At 58.9% G+C, this 19,193-nt stretch carries 21 protein-coding genes; 11 read left to right on the top strand and 10 right to left on the bottom strand.

The window, feature by feature from the left end:
- Positions 1-5: 5 nt before the first annotated feature.
- From KGA83_RS09510 to KGA83_RS09530, 5 genes are all read left to right on the top strand, one after another.
- A complete protein-coding gene (locus tag KGA83_RS09510) occupies positions 6-665 on the top strand; it encodes a YjbF family lipoprotein (protein WP_317850584.1) in 660 nt (219 codons plus the stop codon).
- Positions 662-1,429 carry a capsule biosynthesis GfcC family protein gene (locus tag KGA83_RS09515; protein ID WP_223529541.1) on the top strand — a complete coding sequence of 256 codons (768 nt, stop codon included), beginning with the start codon at positions 662-664 and terminating at the stop codon, positions 1,427-1,429. Before KGA83_RS09510 ends, KGA83_RS09515 begins: the two co-directional genes overlap by 4 nt.
- Complete coding sequence (locus tag KGA83_RS09520) at positions 1,426-3,504, top strand: YjbH domain-containing protein (RefSeq protein ID WP_223529542.1); 2,079 nt, start codon at positions 1,426-1,428, stop codon at positions 3,502-3,504. The genes KGA83_RS09515 and KGA83_RS09520 overlap by 4 nt, the downstream gene beginning before the upstream one ends.
- A complete protein-coding gene (locus KGA83_RS09525) occupies positions 3,501-3,890 on the top strand; it encodes a VanZ family protein (protein WP_223529543.1) in 390 nt (129 codons plus the stop codon). Before KGA83_RS09520 ends, KGA83_RS09525 begins: the two co-directional genes overlap by 4 nt.
- 344 nt (positions 3,891-4,234) lie before the next feature.
- Positions 4,235-4,693 (top strand): mannose-1-phosphate guanylyltransferase, encoded by a 459-nt coding sequence (locus KGA83_RS09530; RefSeq protein WP_223529545.1) that lies wholly within the window; start codon positions 4,235-4,237, stop codon positions 4,691-4,693.
- Between the two features lie 35 nt (positions 4,694-4,728).
- Here the strand turns inward: KGA83_RS09530 and KGA83_RS09535 are convergent, their stop codons facing one another.
- Positions 4,729-5,358, bottom strand: a complete 630-nt coding sequence (locus KGA83_RS09535) for a hypothetical protein (RefSeq protein WP_223529547.1) — start codon at positions 5,356-5,358, stop codon at positions 4,729-4,731.
- Between the two features lie 71 nt (positions 5,359-5,429).
- Complete coding sequence (locus KGA83_RS09540) at positions 5,430-5,798, bottom strand: hypothetical protein (RefSeq protein ID WP_223529549.1); 369 nt, start codon at positions 5,796-5,798, stop codon at positions 5,430-5,432.
- Positions 5,799-6,275: 477 nt separating this feature from the next.
- On the opposite strand from KGA83_RS09540, the gene tal reads away from it, so the two are divergent.
- Complete coding sequence (tal, locus tag KGA83_RS09545; RefSeq protein ID WP_223529551.1) at positions 6,276-7,202, top strand: transaldolase; 927 nt, start codon at positions 6,276-6,278, stop codon at positions 7,200-7,202.
- Positions 7,203-7,418: 216 nt separating this feature from the next.
- Here the strand turns inward: tal and rssC are convergent, their stop codons facing one another.
- The 3 genes from rssC to KGA83_RS09560 all read right to left on the bottom strand — a co-directional run bounded on the left by rssC (position 7,419) and on the right by KGA83_RS09560 (position 10,165).
- Positions 7,419-7,901 carry an anti-sigma factor antagonist RssC gene (gene rssC / locus KGA83_RS09550; protein WP_223529553.1) on the bottom strand — a complete coding sequence of 161 codons (483 nt, stop codon included), beginning with the start codon at positions 7,899-7,901 and terminating at the stop codon, positions 7,419-7,421.
- Positions 7,901-9,082 carry a two-component system response regulator RssB gene (rssB, locus tag KGA83_RS09555; protein ID WP_108219258.1) on the bottom strand — a complete coding sequence of 394 codons (1,182 nt, stop codon included), beginning with the start codon at positions 9,080-9,082 and terminating at the stop codon, positions 7,901-7,903. The genes rssC and rssB overlap by 1 nt, the downstream gene beginning before the upstream one ends.
- Before the next feature lie 393 nt (positions 9,083-9,475).
- On the bottom strand, positions 9,476-10,165 hold the full coding sequence (locus tag KGA83_RS09560; RefSeq protein ID WP_223529555.1) for a VacJ family lipoprotein: 690 nt from the start codon (positions 10,163-10,165) through the stop codon (positions 9,476-9,478).
- A 201-nt stretch (positions 10,166-10,366) separates the two neighbouring features.
- Here KGA83_RS09560 and KGA83_RS09565 point away from each other — a divergent pair, with 201 nt between their 5' ends.
- Together KGA83_RS09565 and KGA83_RS09570 are read left to right on the top strand one after the other, a co-directional pair.
- Entirely contained in the window at positions 10,367-10,987 is a 621-nt protein-coding gene (locus tag KGA83_RS09565; protein WP_108219256.1) for a phosphatase, read from the top strand.
- A gap of 109 nt (positions 10,988-11,096) precedes the next feature.
- A complete protein-coding gene (locus KGA83_RS09570; RefSeq protein WP_008053327.1) occupies positions 11,097-11,360 on the top strand; it encodes a DUF4404 family protein in 264 nt (87 codons plus the stop codon).
- A gap of 107 nt (positions 11,361-11,467) precedes the next feature.
- Here KGA83_RS09570 and queF read toward each other — a convergent pair whose 3' ends face one another.
- Both queF and KGA83_RS09580 read right to left on the bottom strand, forming a co-directional pair.
- Positions 11,468-12,298 (bottom strand): NADPH-dependent 7-cyano-7-deazaguanine reductase QueF, encoded by an 831-nt coding sequence (gene queF / locus KGA83_RS09575; RefSeq protein ID WP_218428821.1) that lies wholly within the window; start codon positions 12,296-12,298, stop codon positions 11,468-11,470.
- Between the two features lie 61 nt (positions 12,299-12,359).
- Entirely contained in the window at positions 12,360-12,896 is a 537-nt protein-coding gene (locus tag KGA83_RS09580; protein ID WP_223529557.1) for a plastocyanin/azurin family copper-binding protein, read from the bottom strand.
- A 155-nt stretch (positions 12,897-13,051) separates the two neighbouring features.
- Here KGA83_RS09580 and KGA83_RS09585 point away from each other — a divergent pair, with 155 nt between their 5' ends.
- Positions 13,052-13,732 (top strand): heavy metal response regulator transcription factor, encoded by a 681-nt coding sequence (locus tag KGA83_RS09585; RefSeq protein ID WP_007995297.1) that lies wholly within the window; start codon positions 13,052-13,054, stop codon positions 13,730-13,732.
- Positions 13,732-15,081 carry a heavy metal sensor histidine kinase gene (locus KGA83_RS09590; RefSeq protein WP_223529559.1) on the top strand — a complete coding sequence of 450 codons (1,350 nt, stop codon included), beginning with the start codon at positions 13,732-13,734 and terminating at the stop codon, positions 15,079-15,081. The genes KGA83_RS09585 and KGA83_RS09590 overlap by 1 nt, the downstream gene beginning before the upstream one ends.
- A gap of 180 nt (positions 15,082-15,261) precedes the next feature.
- Here KGA83_RS09590 and KGA83_RS09595 read toward each other — a convergent pair whose 3' ends face one another.
- From KGA83_RS09595 to KGA83_RS09605, 3 genes are all read right to left on the bottom strand, one after another.
- Positions 15,262-16,506 (bottom strand): lipoprotein-releasing ABC transporter permease subunit, encoded by a 1,245-nt coding sequence (locus KGA83_RS09595; RefSeq protein ID WP_223529561.1) that lies wholly within the window; start codon positions 16,504-16,506, stop codon positions 15,262-15,264.
- Positions 16,507-16,569: 63 nt separating this feature from the next.
- Complete coding sequence (lolD, locus tag KGA83_RS09600; RefSeq protein WP_177323267.1) at positions 16,570-17,253, bottom strand: lipoprotein-releasing ABC transporter ATP-binding protein LolD; 684 nt, start codon at positions 17,251-17,253, stop codon at positions 16,570-16,572.
- A 7-nt stretch (positions 17,254-17,260) separates the two neighbouring features.
- A complete protein-coding gene (locus KGA83_RS09605; protein ID WP_115947572.1) occupies positions 17,261-18,511 on the bottom strand; it encodes a lipoprotein-releasing ABC transporter permease subunit in 1,251 nt (416 codons plus the stop codon).
- A 94-nt stretch (positions 18,512-18,605) separates the two neighbouring features.
- Here KGA83_RS09605 and KGA83_RS09610 point away from each other — a divergent pair, with 94 nt between their 5' ends.
- Positions 18,606-19,187, top strand: a complete 582-nt coding sequence (locus KGA83_RS09610; RefSeq protein WP_108219250.1) for a PilZ domain-containing protein — start codon at positions 18,606-18,608, stop codon at positions 19,185-19,187.
- Positions 19,188-19,193 lie beyond the last annotated feature (6 nt).

Here is a 19,193-nt window from a genome sequence, read left to right on the forward strand (position 1 = left end):
CCGCTTTGAAAACTTTGCGTAACAGCTCATGCCTGGCGGTGGGTTTACTGCTGTGTGGCTGCAATCCGTTGATGCAGGCGTCCCTGGATACCTTTAAAGCCTCCACACTGGGCGCCCCGTCGCTGGAATTGACTGCGGCGCAAGTGGAGGCCGTGCCCTATGCGCAGATCAAGGTCACCACGGACGTAAGCGACGGTGTGTTGGCCAAGCTACGCCAGCAGGGTGACCTGGAGTTCTGGGTCGCCTCCGGCAAACAGGTGCTGTTGATGCGCGACGGTCTGGTCGTGCGCAGCGTCGGCCTGAGTATCAATCTCGATGGCACGCGCTTCGACGGCGAGTCGCCGTTCAAGCTTGGCTTGCAGCGATTGCCCGACGGCTACAGCAGTACCCGCTGGATAGATGTCTATCAGGGGCCGCGTGTCGGAATGGCGGTCAACAGTCGCTTCAGTCGGCAGGCCATCGAAACCGTCACCATCCTGGACAAGGATTATGCGTTGCAGCGCATAGACGAACGCATCGACATCCCCGAGCTGGGATTCAAGGCCACCAACCGTTTTTGGGTCAGGCCTGACGATGGCTTGATCCTGCAGAGCGAACAACATCTGACGCCGGACCTTTTCTTGAAGATTGTGCAATTGCGCCCTGACCGGGAGACGGCTCGATGAGATATTCGAAAACGCTGTCGGCTTGCCTGTTGCTGGCCAGTTCTGCGATGACTCAGGCCGCGGTCACGGTCACGGGTGATGTAAAAAACCCCGGTTCCTTCGCCTTCGTGCCAGGTGCACGCTTGCTCGATGCCGTCAGCCAGGGAAACCCGAACGCCGAAAGTTACTGGCTGGCCGCCGCCTGGCTGCACCAGCCACTGGTGGAGCAGCAAATCCGCCTTAAAGCTGGTGTGCTGTTCGATCTGAAATTGCTGCAACGTGGGGCCTTGCTTGAAGAAAAAAGCAGCCTTGCAGCCTTGGCTGCGCGCCTGTTGGAAGAGGTCAGCCGACTGCCCGTTACCGGCCGCAGAGTCGCGGTGCTCGACCCCGTGGCGCTGGAGGTTGCGTTCGCCCGCAATTACTCGCTCAGTGACGGCGACCAGCTGATTTACCCGCTACGCCCGACGACGGTCACTGTCCAGGGCGCAGTTGAACAGCCCTGCGCGCTGCCTTATCGCGCCATGCAGCCCGTTCAGGAATATCTCAAGAGTTGTCTGCCGGTGACAGACGCAGATGCCGATTACTTGTGGTTGATTCAGCCCGATGGCCAGGTCAAGCGAGTCGGCAACGCCGCCTGGAACCGCGAAGACGGGGTGTTTGCCGCCGCAGGCAGCACGATTCTGGTGCCCGTGCGCAACGATGATCCGGACCTGCCCACCCCCGACTTGAACGAGCAGCTTGCCCAGTTTCTCGCCACCCAACCGCTGCCCGAGGTGGCCCCTTGAAGTTACGTTTCGCCGCCGTAGTGTTGTTACCCTACAGCCTGGCTCATGGAGAGCCGCGTTTTACCCAGAATGATTTCGGTGGCGTGGGTTTGTTGCAAACCCCCACCGCACGGATGGCACCCGCCGGCGAATTCAGCCTGAACGCCAACCGGACCGACCCTTATTCGCGCTATAGCATTTCAATACAGCCTCTTGACTGGCTGGAAGGTAGTTTCCGTTATACCTCCATCAGCAACCGTGATTACGGGCCCGAGTCACTCAGCGGCAACCAAAGCTATAAAGACAAAGCTGTCGATGTCAAAGCCCGCCTCTGGCAAGAAAGCCACTGGTTGCCCGAGGTCGCGCTCGGTTTTCGGGATGTCGGGGGCACCGGCCTGTTCTCCAGCGAATACTTTGTGGCGAACAAACGTTACTACGATCTGGATTTCAGCCTGGGCATTGCTTGGGGCTACATCGGTAACCGCGGGGATTTAGAAAACCCGCTGGGGTACCTCGATGAGCGCTTTGATACACGCCCGGTAAACTCGGGCACGGGCGACGTCAATACCAACTCGTATTTCCGCGGCTCGCCCGCGTTGTTTGGCGGCGTGGCCTATCAGACGCCCTGGGCGCCCTTGAGCCTGAAACTCGAGTTCGACGGTAACGACTACGAGCACGAACCGCAAAACAATAACCAGAAGCAGGACTCGCCCATCAACATCGGGGCGGTGTTCAAGCTAACTGACTCAGTCGATTTGAGCGCCGGTTGGGAGCGCGGCAACACCGCGTTGTTCGGTATTACTTTTCACACCAATTTCACCAGCCGCAAGGCGCCGGCCAAACGCTACGACCCCGCTGTCGAAGCGCTGCCGGCACGCGAGCCCACCACGCCGCTCGATCAGGTCGACTGGGCGGGGGTTTCCAAACGGCTGGAAAACAACGCAGGTTATAAGGTCGAGCGTATTGCTCAGCGCGATTCCGAGCTGATTGTGTATGGCGAGCAGTCGCGCTATTTCTACTCCGCCAAGGGCGTGGGCCGGGCCAGCCGGATTCTGGACAACAGCGCGAATGACGACATCGACTGGTTCACAATGGTGAACAAGCGTTACGACATGCCTGTGGACGAAGTCAGTGTGCCGCGCGACACCTTCCGGGCCGTGGTGAACAACCAACAAGACCTTGCAGACCTGCACCGTACCACCGAATTGAACCGGGCCACGCCACACATTGAAAACACGCTGTACTCCCAGGCCCTCGAGCGTTTTACCTATGGTATCGGCTTGGGTTACAAGCAAAACGTAGGCGGTCCTGACGGTTTGCTGTACCAGCTGACCGCTGATGTGGACGCAGAATACCGCTTTACCCGCAGCACCTGGACGAGCGGGGTCATCAGCACCAATCTGCTGAACAACTTTGACAAGTTCACGTACGACGCGCCGAGCAACCTGCCCCGAGTGCGGACCGACTTGCGCAAGTACGTCATCACCTCTGATGTAACGATGCCGACATTTCAGCTCAACCATGCCAAGCAACTGGATCAAGACTTGTATGGCATGGTGTATGGCGGTTATCTGGAGTCAATGTTCGCCGGGGTCGGCGGTGAATTGCTGTACCGCCCGATGGGCGAGCGCTGGGCCCTGGGTGCTGATTTGAACTATGTACGCCAGCGTGACTTTGACCAGGGTTTTGGTCTGCGCGATTACAAGACCGTGACCGGTCACATCACCACCTATACCGAACTGCCGTTCGATTTGCAGGCTGCGGTCAGCGTTGGGCGTTACCTGGCGCGCGATTGGGGTGCCACGTTTGATGTGTCGCATGAGTTCAGTAACGGCGTGAAGTTCGGTGGCTGGGTCACCCGCACCACAGCCTCGGCAGAAGAGTTCGGCGAGGGCAGTTTCGACAAGGGTATCTATATTTCGGTTCCCTTCGACGAGTTGATGAGCGTTTCCACGATGCGTCGTGCCAATCTGATCTGGGCTCCTTTGACTCGCGATGGTGGCGCGCGTCTTAACCGCCAATATTCGCTGTACACAATGACCAATGGCCGCGACAAAGATGCGTTCTATAAAAACTTTGAGAAAATCACCGAATGAGTTCGTTACTCCTCGGTGTCACACAACTTTCCCAAAGCATACGCACGCTATTTTTCATCGGCGTCAGTGTGGTCTTGCTGACCGCCGCCTTGCGAGCGCAACCGATTCCCGAAGCCTTTGCCCAGGAAGACAAGCTGCATCACCTGGTTGGTTTTTTCGTGTTGGCTTTTAGTTGTCGGCTGGCATTCCCGCGGGTCAAGGCGTACTGGATTGCCTTGGGCTGTCTGCTGACGGGGATCCTGATCGAATATGCACAAGCACTGATGCCGCTGCGCACGGCAACACCTTACGACGCCTTGGCCAATGCTGTCGGCGTATTGCTCGGCTTGATTGCGTGGCGTTGGGTGCAGCCCGTCCAACAGTCCGCTGAGCTCCCGGACACTTAAGACGATGGCTTGCCCCGTGAGCATAACGACAACACGCCTGAAAACATCAAAACACTGAATCGACGCCCCCATTTCTGTTATGCGGTTTTGTATAAGAAAGGCCTGTAAACGTCAGTCAGGCGAATGTGATCTTCTGTAGGAGCGAGCTCGCTCGCGATGGTCGTTAACGATAACGCGTACTTACTGGCTAAACGCGGCGTTCCTAAGCCCATAGTCGGAACGCCGCCCAGACCAAGCTCGCTCCTACAATTTCCTTAACTGAACAGCATTGCTGTAAACGGTATTTTTTGCTCTTGGGTGCCGCATTTCTTGAGCGGCCATAAACTTTTTCAAGGCAGACCACTATGAACGCTTCCGGATCACCGATCGACTCCGTCTATAAATCGCTGGACCCTTTTGCACCCGGCAATATGGTTTTGGGGCAGAGGTTCACCGAGGGCAACAGTGGATTGATGGCCTGGTTGCGGACATACGAAAGTACTCCCCCCACTATCACCCCACAGCCAAAGTTGTTGGTGGAGCGCATCGGGCTCTTTCCTTCCTCGGGTGATATTCGGCGCATGGTCGGCAATCCCGTTGCGCTACTCGAGTACTTGCGGGCCCTGTATGCCAGTGAAGCACTGGATGTGGATGACAGCGACGGCCTGAGCCTGACGTTCACTGAATGGCGCTTCAAGATCTGCCCAGCGCAGAGCGAGATCCTGTTGAAGGTTGAGAGTCGTGGCGATGTTGCACTGATGCAGAAAAAAACTGCAGAGCTGCTGGATCGGATCGAAGAGAAAAACAGTCGTGAGTCCTGGTGACGCCACTTCGCCAGAACTCACAACCGAAGCAAAAACTACAACTTTGACGATTCTCCGCGAGTGCGCCAGTCAGGCTGCCTGAATGCCTTCTCTGCCCCCGAAAGAGTGACGGCGAAAGAGTTCAAGAGCCTCTCGGCGGTATATTTTGGAAGACTCGTACTCAGCATGATAACCGCGAGCCCTAGCATGAGGGCCGTCCGGGGAATTTTGCGGATTTCCTTTCTCTCCAGTCTGAAAAGAAATACACACGCCGCGACTGACCCCACGACCGCCCCGGCAATCGCTTCCGGCAGCGGATGAATCGTCTGCCCGACATACTGGACGCTGAACCACCAGGTCGACAGCAGCCCTGCCCCCAATGCCAGCCATCGAAGGCGATGATCCAGTTGGCGCAATAGCAAACTCAGGACCACGGTCGACACCAGGCAGGCGTTCATCGCGTGGCCGCTGATGACCGCGATATTCAGGCTTTCCAGGCCGATTCCCCAGCCTTTGAACAGCACCTTACTGAGACCGACGACGAAATAGGCTACGAACAGTACGCCTAGCCATAAAAGGGCGAGTTTTCTGGATGCCATGCACCACAGCCAACCGGCGACGACCATGGCCGCTGGAAGCATGACGGTGATGCCGGCGTATTGAGTGATGTACAGTTTTGACTCCAATCTACTTCCTCACGTCTCGTGCAATTTTCCAGTGCAATGGGCACTGGGCGCGTGTTCAGTAGGTACAACGCTCATCGATCCAGAAAGCACTTCAGGCGATTCTCTACGACAACCACCGAATAGCTCGCGATGTGCATTGCCAGTCCGTCCTCTATCAGGGCTTCGAGCAAGGCAGCTTGTGCCGCGAAGCGCAGGTCGCGGTCGAGTTTTCGAGAGGCGTGCATCTGATCGATCAGAGCATGCGTGACTTGATAAGGGGTGCAGCCTCTCAGACGCCCCAGCCAGACGGGGATTTTTTTTGCGGCTTTGGATTGTCTGATACCCAGCACGCACGTTGTCTTGTCCGAAGCGGTGTTTTTCGAAACCACTTCGATCTCTTCAAACACGTCGGTCAATTTTTTTAGTGCGTAGCCAAGCATCAAATCATCAAACGCATCCAAAAACATATACCTCTTCACGTTGTGAAGTTATTTCTACAAACACACATTTCCGATTATTACATTACACTTTATTTCATGTATGTACTGGACGTATTCTAACGATCAATACACCTGCTAAATAACATTACATTTGTTAGCGCGAAGACTAACTTTGCCAGTGTATTAATTGACTTTTTATAACAATAATTGAGCCTGCAATCGAACTATATAGACTTCAACGATATCGGTAATTACACGCAAGGTGCGGCGAGCGTTATCAGAGGATTCAGGGGTCAGATGATCGGGTTGCAAGGCTCTGACCGTCAGATCGGTTGAACCTGTGAGCCTGCCTGGCATCTTATTTATCGACACCGCGCCCTACCTTTCAAACACCTGTTTTCAGGTTGTTGCCGCAGGGGGCATCGATACACGCACGCACCCTTGAGTGGCTGTCAGCGCTCGGGTAATGTCATCAGACCCATAGGACAGAGCACGCCCATGACTTCCAAGCTGGAACAACTTAAACAAATGACCACCGTGGTTGCCGACACCGGCGACTTCGAAGCTATCGCTCGCGTTAAACCCGTGGACGCCACCACCAACCCTTCCCTGCTGCTCAAGGCCGCGGCCATTCCGGCGTATGCCGAGCTGCTGAACGCCTGCGTCAATGACTGCAAGGGTGATGTGGGCCTGGCCAGCGACCGTTTTGGCGTGGCCGTGGGGCAAGAAATCCTGAACGTGATCCCGGGCCGTATTTCCACCGAAGTGGATGCGCGCCTGTCGTTCGACACTGACGCCGTGTTGAAGCGTGCGCATCGCCTGATCGAGCTGTACGACAAGGCCGGTATTGGTCGCGACCGCGTGCTGATCAAGGTCGCGTCCACCTGGGAAGGCATCCGCGCTGCCGAGATCCTGGAGAAGGAAGGCATCCAGACCAACCTGACCCTGCTCTTCTCCTTCGCCCAGGCAGCCGCTTGCGCCGATGCCGGGGTGTTCCTGATTTCGCCATTCGTAGGCCGCATCTACGACTGGTACAAGAAAGCCAACGGCAACGACTACACCGGTGCCGATGATCCAGGCGTGCAGTCGGTGACACGCATCTACAACTACTACAAGGCCAATGACTACAAGACCGTGGTCATGGGGGCGAGCTTCCGCAATCTGGGCCAGATCGAGCAACTGGCCGGCTGCGACCGCCTGACCATCAGCCCGGACCTGATCGACAAGCTGGCGGCGGATACCGGCAAGCTGGAACGCAAGCTGGCACCGGGCAATGCCGGTGAAGCGCGCCTGAGCCTCAACGAGGCGCAGTTCCGCTGGTTGTCCAACGAAGATGCAATGGCGACCGAGAAGCTGGCTGAAGGCATTCGTCAGTTCGCGCGGGATCAGGAGAAGCTTGAGGCGTTGTTGCAGGCCAAGCTGTGATCTGAAGCGGTGAAATGCAAAAAGGGCGAACCTTGCTGGATTCGCCCTTTTTTGTGGATGCGGGGTTCTTGCGGACGCCTTCGTCGGAACGCCGCCCGGAGCAAGCTCGCTCCCACAGGGATTTGTGGGATGGCTGAGGTCGTGTGCTGAACGAAAAACCTGTGGGAGCGAGCTTGCTCGCGATGGGGCCGGTCCGGCCCACATCAATTCAGGGGATCAATTGCGTTCGAGTGCATTCACCAGATCATGGAACGCTTCACGATTGGTGTCGTTCAGGCCCATGAGGATCTTGTGCGCTTCGAGCACTTTGATCCGCACCACTTCTTCGGACTGATCCTGGTCTGGCAGGTCGTCCAGGCATTCCGGGCAGGGTATCGGCTTGTCGACGATGTTGAACACCTGCTCGAAGCCCATGGACTGCAGCAGACGGGTGATGTCTTCGTGGGTGGTGACGACGGTCGGCAACAGGCCGACCTGTTGCCGCGACAGGATCGACAGCTTGGCCAGCAGGCCCAGGGTGGTGCTGTCGATGCTGCGGGTTTCGGTCAAATCGATCACGATCGCGTTGAAGTTCTTCGCGGTGAAGATTTTCTCTATAGTCGCATCCAACGCCGAACACAGGGTCAGGCGAACTTCACCGACGAACTTGAGGACGAAGGTGCCGTTCTGCTCGGCGAACTGGATTCTACCAGTACTCATCAGAGATTCCTGCTCAACACCAACAGGGCGATATCATCCGGCATCTCCCCTAGCGTGGCCAATCCAAAAACCTGCCGCAGCCCATCCAGGGTGCCGCCCGCAGCCTTGACCCGTTGGGGCAACGCCGCCTCTTTTTCTTTGAGTGTGGGTTCTGGCAAAAGGTCCAGAATACCGTCAGACATCAGCGTCAGGCTGAACGTCGGTGGCAGTTCCAGCACGTGGTCTTCGTAGGTGGCTTCGTTGAAGAGACCCACCGGCAAACCACGCCCTTCCAGATAACGAACACTGTCTGGCGTGTACAACACTGGCAACGGCAGATGACCGCCGATGCTATAGGTCAACAAACCGGTCTCCTCGTCGATGACTCCACCGACCATTGTGACGTGTTTACCCAGCTTACAACTGATCAGGCCCCGGTTGATATGACCAAGAACCTCTGAAGGCTTGAATTCCGGCAAGGTGCCGCTGCGCCTGGATTCGAACAGCAAGCGCGTGGTCATGAACTTCAACAGCACGGTGACGAAGGCTGAAGAGGCGCCATGACCGGAAACGTCCGCCAGGTAAAAGGCGACCCGGCGCTCGTCGACCCGGAAGTAGTCGACGAAATCACCCGACAGGTACAGCGACGGGATGATCTGGTGAGCGAATTTGAATTCGTTGATGGCCCAGGGGCTGACCGGCAGCATGTTCATCTGCACCTGGCGACCGGCGTTCTGGTCCTCCTGGAGCAGGTTCAGGCTGGCTTCGAGCTCGCGGTTGGCCTTCTCCAGCTTTTCGCGGTAGCGCTGGTTCTCCAGCAACAGGCGCGCACGATCCAGGGCCCGGCGCACGGAGTGCTCGAGCACGGCCAGATCTTCGAGAGGCTTGATCAGGTAGTCCGCTGCGCCCAGGCGCAGGGCTTCGACCGCGTCGTTCATCACGCCCGCACCCGACACCACAATCACTGGCGTTTGCGGCGACAGTTCGGTGACCTGGCGGATGAGTTCGAGCCCGCCCATCTGCGGCATGCGCAGATCGCAGATGACCAGGTCGGGCTTGTCTTGCTCGAATACCTGAAGGCCCTGCTGACCATTGCTGGCCTGCAAGACGCTGAAACCACTGTCTTCCAAATAGGCGGCGAGGCTCGCGCGAACTACTTCGTCATCATCGATTATCAGCAGCGTGGCACTGGTTTTTCGCATGTGGGCAAACGGCGCCAGAATTAGGTTGGCGTAGCAGGCGGGGAACTTTGGCCCGGCGCTGACTACTGGATTCGCTTTCTAGCCTCTCTGTCGCACCGCTTTCGGGCATTTGCCCTACACACGTGTTCACCAGAGGTGCCCTTCTAAGGCGCAGACGGTACTCCCATCCGCGGGGCGTTTCAAGCTCACGCCGATGGTCGCTTGACGTCTTTATTTGTCAAATCACCGAGAGTTATAAGAACCGGCAAAACCGTAACCCAATGGAAGGTTCGAACCCATGAGTCAAACCGGCCGGGACTACGGTGAAAAGCGCGATTACATCCGCATGCGCGGTCTTCACAGACAAAAAAGGCGGCCTGTTGATGGCCGCCTTTTTCAGTTTACCGGTCGAGATCAAAAATCGTCTTCAACCTTACCGTCTTTCACCTTGAACTCACGGTTCTGCAAGTATGCATTGCGGATGAAGGTGTACTTGTCGCCGGTGATCAGCTTCTCGCTCGACAGCAGGTTGGCGCGGGTATCGATGACATCCAGGGCAAAGAACGAGTTACGCACCGGAACGTCGTTAACGTAACGATAAGCACCGGTATAGCTGTCGACGTACTTGGACGGCGCATCACGCAAGGTGCTTGGGCCCAGGAATGGCAGCATCACGTAAGGGCCGCTGCCGACACCCCAGTAACCCAGCGTCTGACCGAAGTCTTCGTCATTGCGCTGCAGGCCCATTTTGGTGCCGACATCAATGACGCCCAGCAAGCCGAAGGTGGTGTTGAAAATGATTCGTGCGGTATCAACGCCTGCGGCGCGAGGTTTGACCTGCAGGATATCGTTGGCCAGGTTGCGCACATCGCCGATGTTGCGGAAGAAGTTGTGAACGCCGTCTTCGACAAACTGCGGCGTTATGTACTGGTAGCCCTGGGCCAGGGGTTTGAGCGCATAGGTGTCGATCACGTCGTTGAACTTGTAAATCGGGCGGTTGACGCTTTCCCAAGGATCCTCTTCCGTGGCTGCCTGAGCAACGAACGGAACCAGCATCACACTGGCGCACACACAAATCCTGGCTAGATGATTGCTCCAGCGCATAGAAAAAAACTCCTTGGTTTGTACTGGCCCGGGCACTTGGCCCAGGCAATAAGTTGCCAAGTATAAGACGTAAACGCCGTTTAAGGCACTTTGCACGAAATTCACATTGAAGGAATCGTGCCAAATGCGAGCGATTCACGTCCATGTCACTCAACTGTCACCGTCGCTCGCTAACCTTCAGGCTATTTCAGGGACGTTGACATGCCACTCGCCGAAGCCTTGCCCCAAACCGCACCCAGCCTGACCGCCGTACTGTTCGGCCTCAGTGGCTGCCTGGTGGATTTCGGCGCACACACGCGCCGGCACGGCAGCCACTCGGCCGAACACGCCGAGGCCACACCCGGCGCACTGGATAGCCTGCGCAGCTTGCAGCGGCGGAAAATCCCCTGCGCCTGGCTCGATGAGCTGCCCCCTGCCCTGAGCCAATCCCTGGCCGCGGCGTTGCCTGAATGGATCAAGCCATCGCAACATCTAGCAACAAATACCCCATGGCCCGCCCCGAACGCCTGCTGGCAAGCCTTGATGACCCTGAACGTCGAGCGACTCGACGGCTGCGTACTGGTGAGCGGCGAACCCCGCCTGCTGCAAGCGGGGCTCAATGCCGGGTTGTGGACCATTGGCCTGGCGTCCTGCGGCTCGCTGTGCGGATTGACGCCTCAGGAATGGCAAGCGCTGGCCCCGCAGGGGCGCGACATCAAACGCGCCAAGGCCACGATGCAACTGTTCGGTCTGGGTGTGCATTCGGTGATCGATCACCTCGGTGAACTCGACACCTGCCTGGCCGATATCAGCTTGCGTCGGCTCAAGGGCGAAAAGCCCTGACCGAGATCATGCACGTTGCGCGCGAGTGGATTAATCTAAAGGTCAGCCATCGACCTTTGGCTCGCTGCCTTGGTCTATGCCAGTGCCTATCGATAGAAGGAAGAACGCCATGCCTGCCCGCGAACTGCAAGAACAACTCAATGCCCTGCGCGAGCAATTGGAACAGAATCCTCCGTTGTCCGAAGCCGAACGCGCCGAGTTACACGAACTGATGCAACAGATCGAGTTGAAACTTGAACTCGAAACCAAAACCCAGGACTCCAGCCTCGCCGATGGCGTCAACCTGGCTGTCGAGCGCTTCGAACTCGAACATCCAACGCTTGCCGGCACCCTGCGCAACATCGGGCAGGCCTTGGCCAACATGGGAATCTGAACCCAACAATGCCTTTGTAGGAGCGAGCCTGCTCGCGATGGAGTGTCAGCTACCTTGGCGTCTACTGACACACCATCGCGAGCAAGCTCGCTCCTACAATTGGATCGTTACTGGCGGACCAGGCGATGGTTTGGCAGCTGCACTTCTTCAGTACTGCGATACGGGTTGATATCCAGCCCGCCGCGCCGCACATAACGCGCATACACCGTCAGTTTCTCCGGTTTGAGCAACCGCTGCAGGTCGAGGAAGATCCGCTCTACACACTGCTCATGGAAGTCCGAATGCTGGCGGAAGCTGACGATGTATTCGAGCAGGCTCGCGTGATCCAGCGCCGCGCCACGGTACTCCACCGCCACGCTGCCCCAGTCCGGCTGGCTGGTGACCGGGCAGTTGGACTTGAGCAAATGGCTGTGCACGCTCTCCTCGACAATGCGCGAGTCATCGCAACGCAGCAGTTCCGGCCGCGGATGCTCGTAGTTGCTGACGCTGATATCCAGCTCGTCGATGCACACGCCCGGCAAGGCCACGACGCCTTCGCTTTCGACATCCTTGAGACTGCGAATGCGCACGCCCACCGGCTTGCCGGCAGCCGCCGACAAATCCTTGACCAACGTCGCCTCGAGGCTCGCGGTATCGGCAAACGGCGTCTGGTTCAGGGAGTTGAGGTACAACTTGAACGACTTCGATTCGATGATGTTCGGCGAATCCGCCGGAATGCTGAATTCGCCGATCGCCACCACCGGCTTGCCCGACGGCAGCAGCCAGGACAATTCGAAGCAGTTCCAGAAGTCCACGCCTTTATACGGCAGGGTTTGCGCCGTCAGGCCCAGTTCCGCCCACTTCGCGGTGCGCGGGATCGGGAACAGCAAGGACGGCGTGTAGGTGGCGATGTATTCGCTGGACTTGCCCAGCGGCGAATGTTCGGCTGCGGGATGCATGGCGGAAACCTGACTGAAGAATCAGCGGATTCTATCAGCCTTTGCTCCCGCCTTTGAGTGCTTACTGACTGACTGTCAGTTTACCGACCATGCCGGCCTGATAATGACCGGGAATGTTGCAGGCAAACTCGAGGCTGGTGGCCTTGCTGAAGGTCCAGGTCAGCTCGGCGGTCTTGCCCGGCTCCACCAGCACGCTGTTGGGGTCGTCATGCTTCATGCCTTGGTCCATTTGGCCGTGATCCATGCCGACCATGTTGCCGTGGTCCATTGCCTTCATGCCGGTCGGCATCAGCATGCCGCTCTGTTGCATCTGTAGCATTTCCTGCTGGTGTCTGGCGTGCATCGCCGCATCCCCCAGGTTGAACTCATGCAACAACTGGCCTTTATTGACCAGCACGAAGCGCACGGTTTCCCCGGCCTTGATGTCGATGGCCTGCGGCGTGAAGGACATGTCACCCATGACCAATTCGACGCTGCGGGTCGCCTTGGCCGCCGAGGCCGGTTGACCGAAATCGTAGGAATGCCCGACCTCCGCCCACACCGGTGAACTCAGCGCCAGCAAACACAGGATTTGCGCCACGGATTTGCGTAAAAACATCGTCATACTCCAAGAAGATAAGGCTCGGCATGCGAAAAACTCTAAACTGCCAGCACTGCCCGCAACCTGACAGCCTGATTACAACTTTGTCAGGTTGCCCTGTAAGAACGCCGCCCACGGTATAAAGCGTTCGTTCCATTTGCCATGAGTCGCCCATGAAACTGCTGATCGTCGAAGACCAACCGAAAACCGGCCATTACCTGCGCCAAGGCCTGGCCGAGGCCGGGTTCAACACGGAACTGGTGGCCGATGGCAACACCGGCCAGCAATTGGCCCTCAGCGGCGAATATGCCCTGCTGATTCTCGATGTGATGCTGCCGGGTCGTGACGGCTGGCAGATTCTGCAAGCGGTGCGCAGCGCTGGCCTGGACACGCCGGTACTTTTTCTGACGGCGCGTGACGCCGTGGAGGACAGGGTTCACGGCCTCGAACTGGGCGCCGATGACTATCTGGTCAAGCCGTTTGCCTTCTCCGAACTGCTGGCACGAGTGCGCAGCCTGTTGCGTCGCGGCAGTGCCACGCCTCAGGAGACCAGCCTGCAACTGGCCGATTTGCGCCTGGACCTGATCCGTCGCCGGGTCGAACGCAGCGGCCAGCGTATCGACCTGACCGCCAAGGAGTTCGCCCTGCTGGAAATGCTCCTGCGCCGCCAGGGCGAAGTCCTGCCCAAGTCGCTGATTGCGTCCCAGGTCTGGGACATGAATTTCGACAGCGACACCAATGTCATCGAGGTGGCGATCCGTCGTCTGCGCCTGAAGATCGACGATGAATTCCCCAACAAACTGATCCACACCGTGCGCGGCATGGGTTACGTCCTCGAAGAGCGCCCCGCCTGATGCGCCGGCTGTCCTTGAGCAGCCGCCTGGCGCTGTTGTTTGCGGCGTGCACCGCCGTGGTGTCGTTGTTCGCCGGGGTACTGTTCAGCCGCGCCAGCGAGGCGCACTTCATTGAGCTGGACCAGCAACTGCTGGTCGGCAAACTGATTGGCTTGCGTCGGGCCTTGCACGACTTCCAGTCGAGTGACAGCGAAGTGAAACTGGCCAAGGAACTGAGCCGGCAGGCTGGCCTGCCCCTACGAATCACCGGCAGCGATGGCCAGCGCTGGTTTGACAGCTCGACCAACATTCCGCAGACATTGCCGCGCCAGCCCGGGTTGTCGACGGTGAGCCATGAAGGCATGGATTACCGCGTGCTGAATGCGCCGCTTTTCGCGGACAAACCCGAGTCCCCGCAACTGACCCTGCTGCTGGACATCACCCACCACCAGCATTTTCTGCAACGCATGCAGCGTTTGATCTGGCTGACCGTCGGCCTGTCAGCCCTGGCCACCGCACTGCTGGGCGCCTGGGCGGCACGCAGCGGCTTGCGCCCGTTGCGGCGGATCAGTGCGGTGGCCAGCGGCGTTTCCGCGCAATCGCTGAACGCGCGCTTGCCTGAAGAAAACATGCCGCCGGAACTGGCGGAAATGGCCCACAACTTCAACGCCATGCTCGGACGCCTCGACGACTCGTTTCAGCGCCTGTCCGCGTTCTCCGCCGACATTGCCCATGAACTGCGCACGCCACTGTCGAACCTGCTGACCCACACCCAGGTCACCCTCACCCGCCCTCGCCCCATCGAAGACTATCGCGAAGCGCTGCACAGCAACCTCGAAGAACTGCAATGGATGGCGCAACTGGTCAACGACATGCTCTACCTGGCCAAGGCTGACCATGGGTTGTTGATCCCCAAGCGCGAAGCGCTGGAACTGGCCGAAGAAGCAGACCTGCTGCTGGAGTTTTTTGCGCCACTGGCGGAAGACGCGCGGGTAACACTGAGTCGTGACGGCAATGCCCGTATCGAAGGTGACCGCAGCATGTTGCGGCGGGCGCTGTCGAACCTGCTGGACAATGCACTGCGGTTCACACCGGCCGATGGCGATGTTCGGGTGCGAATCGTCGATCAACCAAAAGAATTGCGCCTGACTGTTGAAAATACCGGCCAACAGATTCCCGAAGATCTATTGCCGCGGCTATTTGACCGCTTTTACCGTGCAGACCCGGCACGCCGCGAAGGCAGCAGCGAACATGCGGGACTGGGACTGGCGATCACCCAGTCGATCATCCGTGCCCATGGCGGGCAGATTCGTTGTGAATCGGAGAATGGGTGGACCAGGTTTGTGATCGAGCTGCCAAGGGGAGATTGAGGCCAACAGTTCTGGCCTCCATCACCTGTAGGAGCTGGCTTGCCAGCGAAAGCGGCTTCCGAAAGGGACATTGAGGCTGGCAGGACCGGCCTCTTCGCGAGCAGGCTCGCTCCCACAGTTGACCGAGTTGACTCAGATCTAATGTGGGAGCGAGCCTGCTCGCGAAGGCAGTGTTACGGGTTACGAATATCTCAGTGCATGAGCCGGCTCGATCTTCGCCGCCCGCCACGCCGGGTAAACCGTGGCCAGGAAGCTCATGACGAAGCCCGCCGTGCAGATCAGCGCCACATCCGCGCCTTGCAGCTCGGACGGCAGGTTGCTGACGAAATACACGTCGGAACTGAAGATATGCTGCCCGCTGACCCGCTCGATCCAGCCCACGATCTGGCTGACGTTCAACGCGGCAATCACGCCCAACACACCGCCAATCAGGGTGCCGACGATACCGATCACGGTGCCCTGCACCATGAAGATCGCCATGATCTGCCGTGGCGTGGCGCCGATGGTACGCAGGATCGCGATGTCCGCGCCCTTGTCGTTCACCACCATGATCAGGGTCGCGATGATGTTGAACGCCGCCACCGCAACGATCATCAGCAACAGCAGGCCGATCATGGTTTTTTCCATTTTCATCGCACTGAACAGGCTGCCCTGGGTGTGGGTCCAGTCGTCAGCCTTGTAGGCGGCGCCCAGCCCCGTGGCGATATCGCTCGACACCTGCGGCGCGGCATACAGGTCCTTCACCGCCAGGCGCACGCTCTGCACCTGATTCGGCTCCCAGTGCTGCATCTGCGCGGCATCGGCCATGTGGATCAGCGCCATGGTGCCGTCCAGTTCGGCGCCGACCTTGAACACACCGACCACATTCAGCCGTTGCATGCGCGGGGTAATGCCACCCGGCGCATTGCTGACTTCCGGCACGATCAGGGTGATCTTGTCGCCGACGTTCAAGCGGAAGCGGCGCGCCGTGATCTCGCCGATCACCACACCGAATTCGTCCGGTTTCAGGGCTTCGAGACTGCCCTGGACGATGTGCTTGGCGACGATCGACACCTGGCCTTCCAGCGCCGGATCGACGCCGCTGACCTGGATTGGCTGCATCGTGCCCTTGTAGGACAGCATGCCTTCCATCTCGGTGAACGGCACCGCCGCCGTCACTTCCGGATTTTTCATCGCGGCCGCTGCCACGGGTTTCCAGTCGTCAATCGGGTTGACGCCGACGATGGTGGCGTGGGGCACCATGCCAAGGATGCGCGAGCTCATTTCGCGCTGGAAGCCGTTCATCACCGACAACACCACGATCATCGCCAGCACGCCGAGGGCGAGGCCGATCATCGAGGTCATCGAGATGAAGGAAACAAAGCGATTGCGGCGCTTGGCGCGGGTATAGCGCGTGCCGATAAAGATCGATAACGGTCTGAACATTCGCTGGGGCACCGTATGGAAATAAATGACCCGACGCCTTTCCAGGCATCGGGTTTCAGCCAATCAGATAGGCGTGAGGCAACCTTCCTGCAGGTGCAGGACGCGGTCCATCTGGCGGGCCAGGTTCATGTCGTGGGTCACCACCAGGAACGCCGTGCGCATCGAGGTGCTGAGTTCCAGCATCAAGTCCTGAATGCCCTGGGCGGTGTGGGAGTCGAGGTTGCCGGTTGGCTCGTCGAGCATCACCAGGCCCGGTGTGTTCACCAGGGCGCGGGCGATGGCCACACGCTGACGCTCGCCACCGGACAATTCGGCCGGTTTGTGCTCCAGGCGATGGCCCAGCCCTACCCGCTCCAGCAACGCCGTGGCACGCTGACGCGCCTCGGGGATCGCGGTCTTGCCGATCAGCAGCGGCATGCAGACGTTTTCCAGCGCAGTGAATTCCGGCAGCAGGTGGTGGAACTGATACACGAAGCCGAGGGCGCGATTACGCAGCAGGCCGCGTTTCTTCTCGCTCAGCGCCGACAGCTCTTCACCGTCGAGCCAGACGCTGCCCTTGGTCGGCGTATCGAGGCCGCCCAGCAGGTTGAGCAAGGTACTTTTGCCCGAGCCCGACTTGCCGACAATCGCCACGCGCTCTCCCGGGTGCAACTCCAGTTGCAGGCCGGCCAACACTTCCACCGATTCCGGGCCTTCCTCGTAGGACTTGCCCAGGCTGCGGCAGCTCAAGATTGCTTTATCACTCATGCCCGACTCACTCATAACGTAGCGCCTCCGCAGGCTGGGTGCGCGCGGCACGCCAGGCTGGATACAGGGTGGCGAGGAAACTCAGGACCAACGCCGCAGAGCAGACCATCACGACGTCCTGGCTCTGCACTTGCGATGGCAGGTAATCGATGAAATACACGTCGGCGTTGAGGAATTTGTGCCCGATCAGTCCTTCGAGGGCCGAAATCGCGGCACTGACATTCAGCGCGGCGAAGATGCCGACCACAGCGCCTATGGCCGTGCCGACCACGCCAATCACTGTGCCCTGCACCATGAACGTGCGCATGATCGTGCCCGGCGTGGCGCCCAAGGTGCGCAGGATCGCGATGTCGCCCTTCTTGTCGTTCACCACCATCACCAGCGTGGAAATGATGTTGAACGCCGCGACCGCGACGATCAGCAGCAGCAACAGGCCGATCATGGCTTTTTCCATGCGGATCGCCTGGTACAGGTTACCGTGGGTGCGGGTCCAGTCGCGGGCGTAGAAGCGGTCTTCACCGAGATCGCGGGCGATGCTCCACGCGGTGCGCGGCGCCTGGAACAGGTCGTCGAACTTCAGGCGCAAGCCCTGGACCTGATCCGGTTTCCAGCGATGCAGCCGGGCCAGGTCCTGCAGGTTGGTGACGCCCAGATAGCCATCGAGCTCGCCGGCGCCGACATGGAAGATGCCGACCACGGTAAAGCGCTTCATGCGCGGGAACATCCCGGCCGGGGTCACGGTGACCTCCGGGGCGACGAAGGTCAGCTTGTCGCCGATCACGGCACCGAGCTTGGCCGCCGCCTTGTCGCCGATGACGATGCCGAACTCACCCGGCACCAGATCGTCGAGTTTTCCCTGGGTCATGAAGTGATCGATGATCGACACCTGACGCTCTTGCGCCGGGTCGATGGCATTGAGCAGGACTTTCGAGACCTTGCCGTTATTGGTCAGCAAGCCCTGCATTTGCGTAAACGGCGCCACGGCCGTCACCTGCGGGTTCTGCTTGACCTTGGCCGCCAGGCTTTGCCAATCGCTGATCGGCTCGCCGGACTCGATGGTCGCGTGGGGCACCATGCCCAGCACGCGGGTGCGCATCTCATGATCGAAGCCGTTCATCACCGACAGCACCACGATCATCACGACCACGCCAAGGGCGAGCCCGATCATCGAAGTCAGGGAAATGAATGACACAAAATGATTGCGACGCTTTGCACGGGTGTAACGCGTGCCGATAAATACGAAGAGAGGTCTGAACATGTCGGGGCTTGTTCGGAGGGAAAAGGAACGTCCTTGTGGCGGGGGTCGATAACCAGCTTTACACTCAGACCACCGCCGCTACCATGGGTTCGCCATGTCGACATTAGATGAAGAAGATCGCCGCGAATACTACCGTATCGAGGATACGATCGCACTGGAAATTCGGCTCCTGTCCGCTGCTGAAGCCACAGGCCAGGAAGTGTTGCAGGATGCTTCCCCACTCTTCAACTTGCTCAGCGAACTGCACCTGAGCGAATTTGAGTCGCAACACCTGTTGCGCCAGCTCAGCGAACGCGACCGCACGACCGCCGCATTCCTCAAATCCCAGAACAAACGCATCGATTTGCTGAGCCAGGTCGTCGCTCTGACAGTGCTCGGGCAGATCGGCGAACCGCAGCCGGTGATCATCTCCGAAGGCGGCATCGACTTTCAGCATCCAACGCCCATTGCCGCCGGCGCACACCTGTCGGTCAAGCTGGTGCTGATGCCGCAAGCCCTGGGCCTGCTGCTGCGCGCTCGCGTCACCCATTGCGACCGCAAGGGCGATGGCTATGACGTCGGCACCGAGTTCGAACACCTGACCGACGCCCAGCGCCAACTGCTGGCCCGCCACATCTTGCAAAAGCAGGCCCAGGAACGACGACTGGCCCGCGAACAACTCGAATCAGGCAATTAATTTAAG

Source organism: Pseudomonas sp. GL-R-19 (genome assembly GCF_019956375.1).
In the GTDB taxonomy this organism is placed as follows: Bacteria; Pseudomonadota; Gammaproteobacteria; order Pseudomonadales; family Pseudomonadaceae; genus Aquipseudomonas.

Bases quoted from the DNA above. Each gene is read 5' to 3' on its own strand.
- KGA83_RS09525 (WP_223529543.1), top strand. From the start codon at position 3,501: ATGAGTTCGTTACTCCTCGGTGTCACACAACTTTCCCAAAGCATACGC.
- KGA83_RS09580 (WP_223529557.1), bottom strand. From the start codon at position 12,896: ATGTTTTTACGCAAATCCGTGGCGCAAATCCTGTGTTTGCTGGCGCTG.
- KGA83_RS09515 (WP_223529541.1), top strand. From the start codon at position 662: ATGAGATATTCGAAAACGCTGTCGGCTTGCCTGTTGCTGGCCAGTTCT.
- rssB (WP_108219258.1), bottom strand. From the start codon at position 9,082: ATGCGAAAAACCAGTGCCACGCTGCTGATAATCGATGATGACGAAGTA.
- KGA83_RS09565 (WP_108219256.1), top strand. From the start codon at position 10,367: ATGCCACTCGCCGAAGCCTTGCCCCAAACCGCACCCAGCCTGACCGCC.
- KGA83_RS09530 (WP_223529545.1), top strand. From the start codon at position 4,235: ATGAACGCTTCCGGATCACCGATCGACTCCGTCTATAAATCGCTGGAC.
- lolD (WP_177323267.1), bottom strand. From the start codon at position 17,253: ATGAGTGATAAAGCAATCTTGAGCTGCCGCAGCCTGGGCAAGTCCTAC.
- KGA83_RS09595 (WP_223529561.1), bottom strand. From the start codon at position 16,506: ATGTTCAGACCGTTATCGATCTTTATCGGCACGCGCTATACCCGCGCC.
- KGA83_RS09605 (WP_115947572.1), bottom strand. From the start codon at position 18,511: ATGTTCAGACCTCTCTTCGTATTTATCGGCACGCGTTACACCCGTGCA.
- KGA83_RS09590 (WP_223529559.1), top strand. From the start codon at position 13,732: ATGCGCCGGCTGTCCTTGAGCAGCCGCCTGGCGCTGTTGTTTGCGGCG.
- rssC (WP_223529553.1), bottom strand. From the start codon at position 7,901: ATGAGTACTGGTAGAATCCAGTTCGCCGAGCAGAACGGCACCTTCGTC.
- queF (WP_218428821.1), bottom strand. From the start codon at position 12,298: ATGCATCCCGCAGCCGAACATTCGCCGCTGGGCAAGTCCAGCGAATAC.
- KGA83_RS09560 (WP_223529555.1), bottom strand. From the start codon at position 10,165: ATGCGCTGGAGCAATCATCTAGCCAGGATTTGTGTGTGCGCCAGTGTG.
- KGA83_RS09610 (WP_108219250.1), top strand. From the start codon at position 18,606: ATGTCGACATTAGATGAAGAAGATCGCCGCGAATACTACCGTATCGAG.
- KGA83_RS09570 (WP_008053327.1), top strand. From the start codon at position 11,097: ATGCCTGCCCGCGAACTGCAAGAACAACTCAATGCCCTGCGCGAGCAA.
- tal (WP_223529551.1), top strand. From the start codon at position 6,276: ATGACTTCCAAGCTGGAACAACTTAAACAAATGACCACCGTGGTTGCC.
- KGA83_RS09585 (WP_007995297.1), top strand. From the start codon at position 13,052: ATGAAACTGCTGATCGTCGAAGACCAACCGAAAACCGGCCATTACCTG.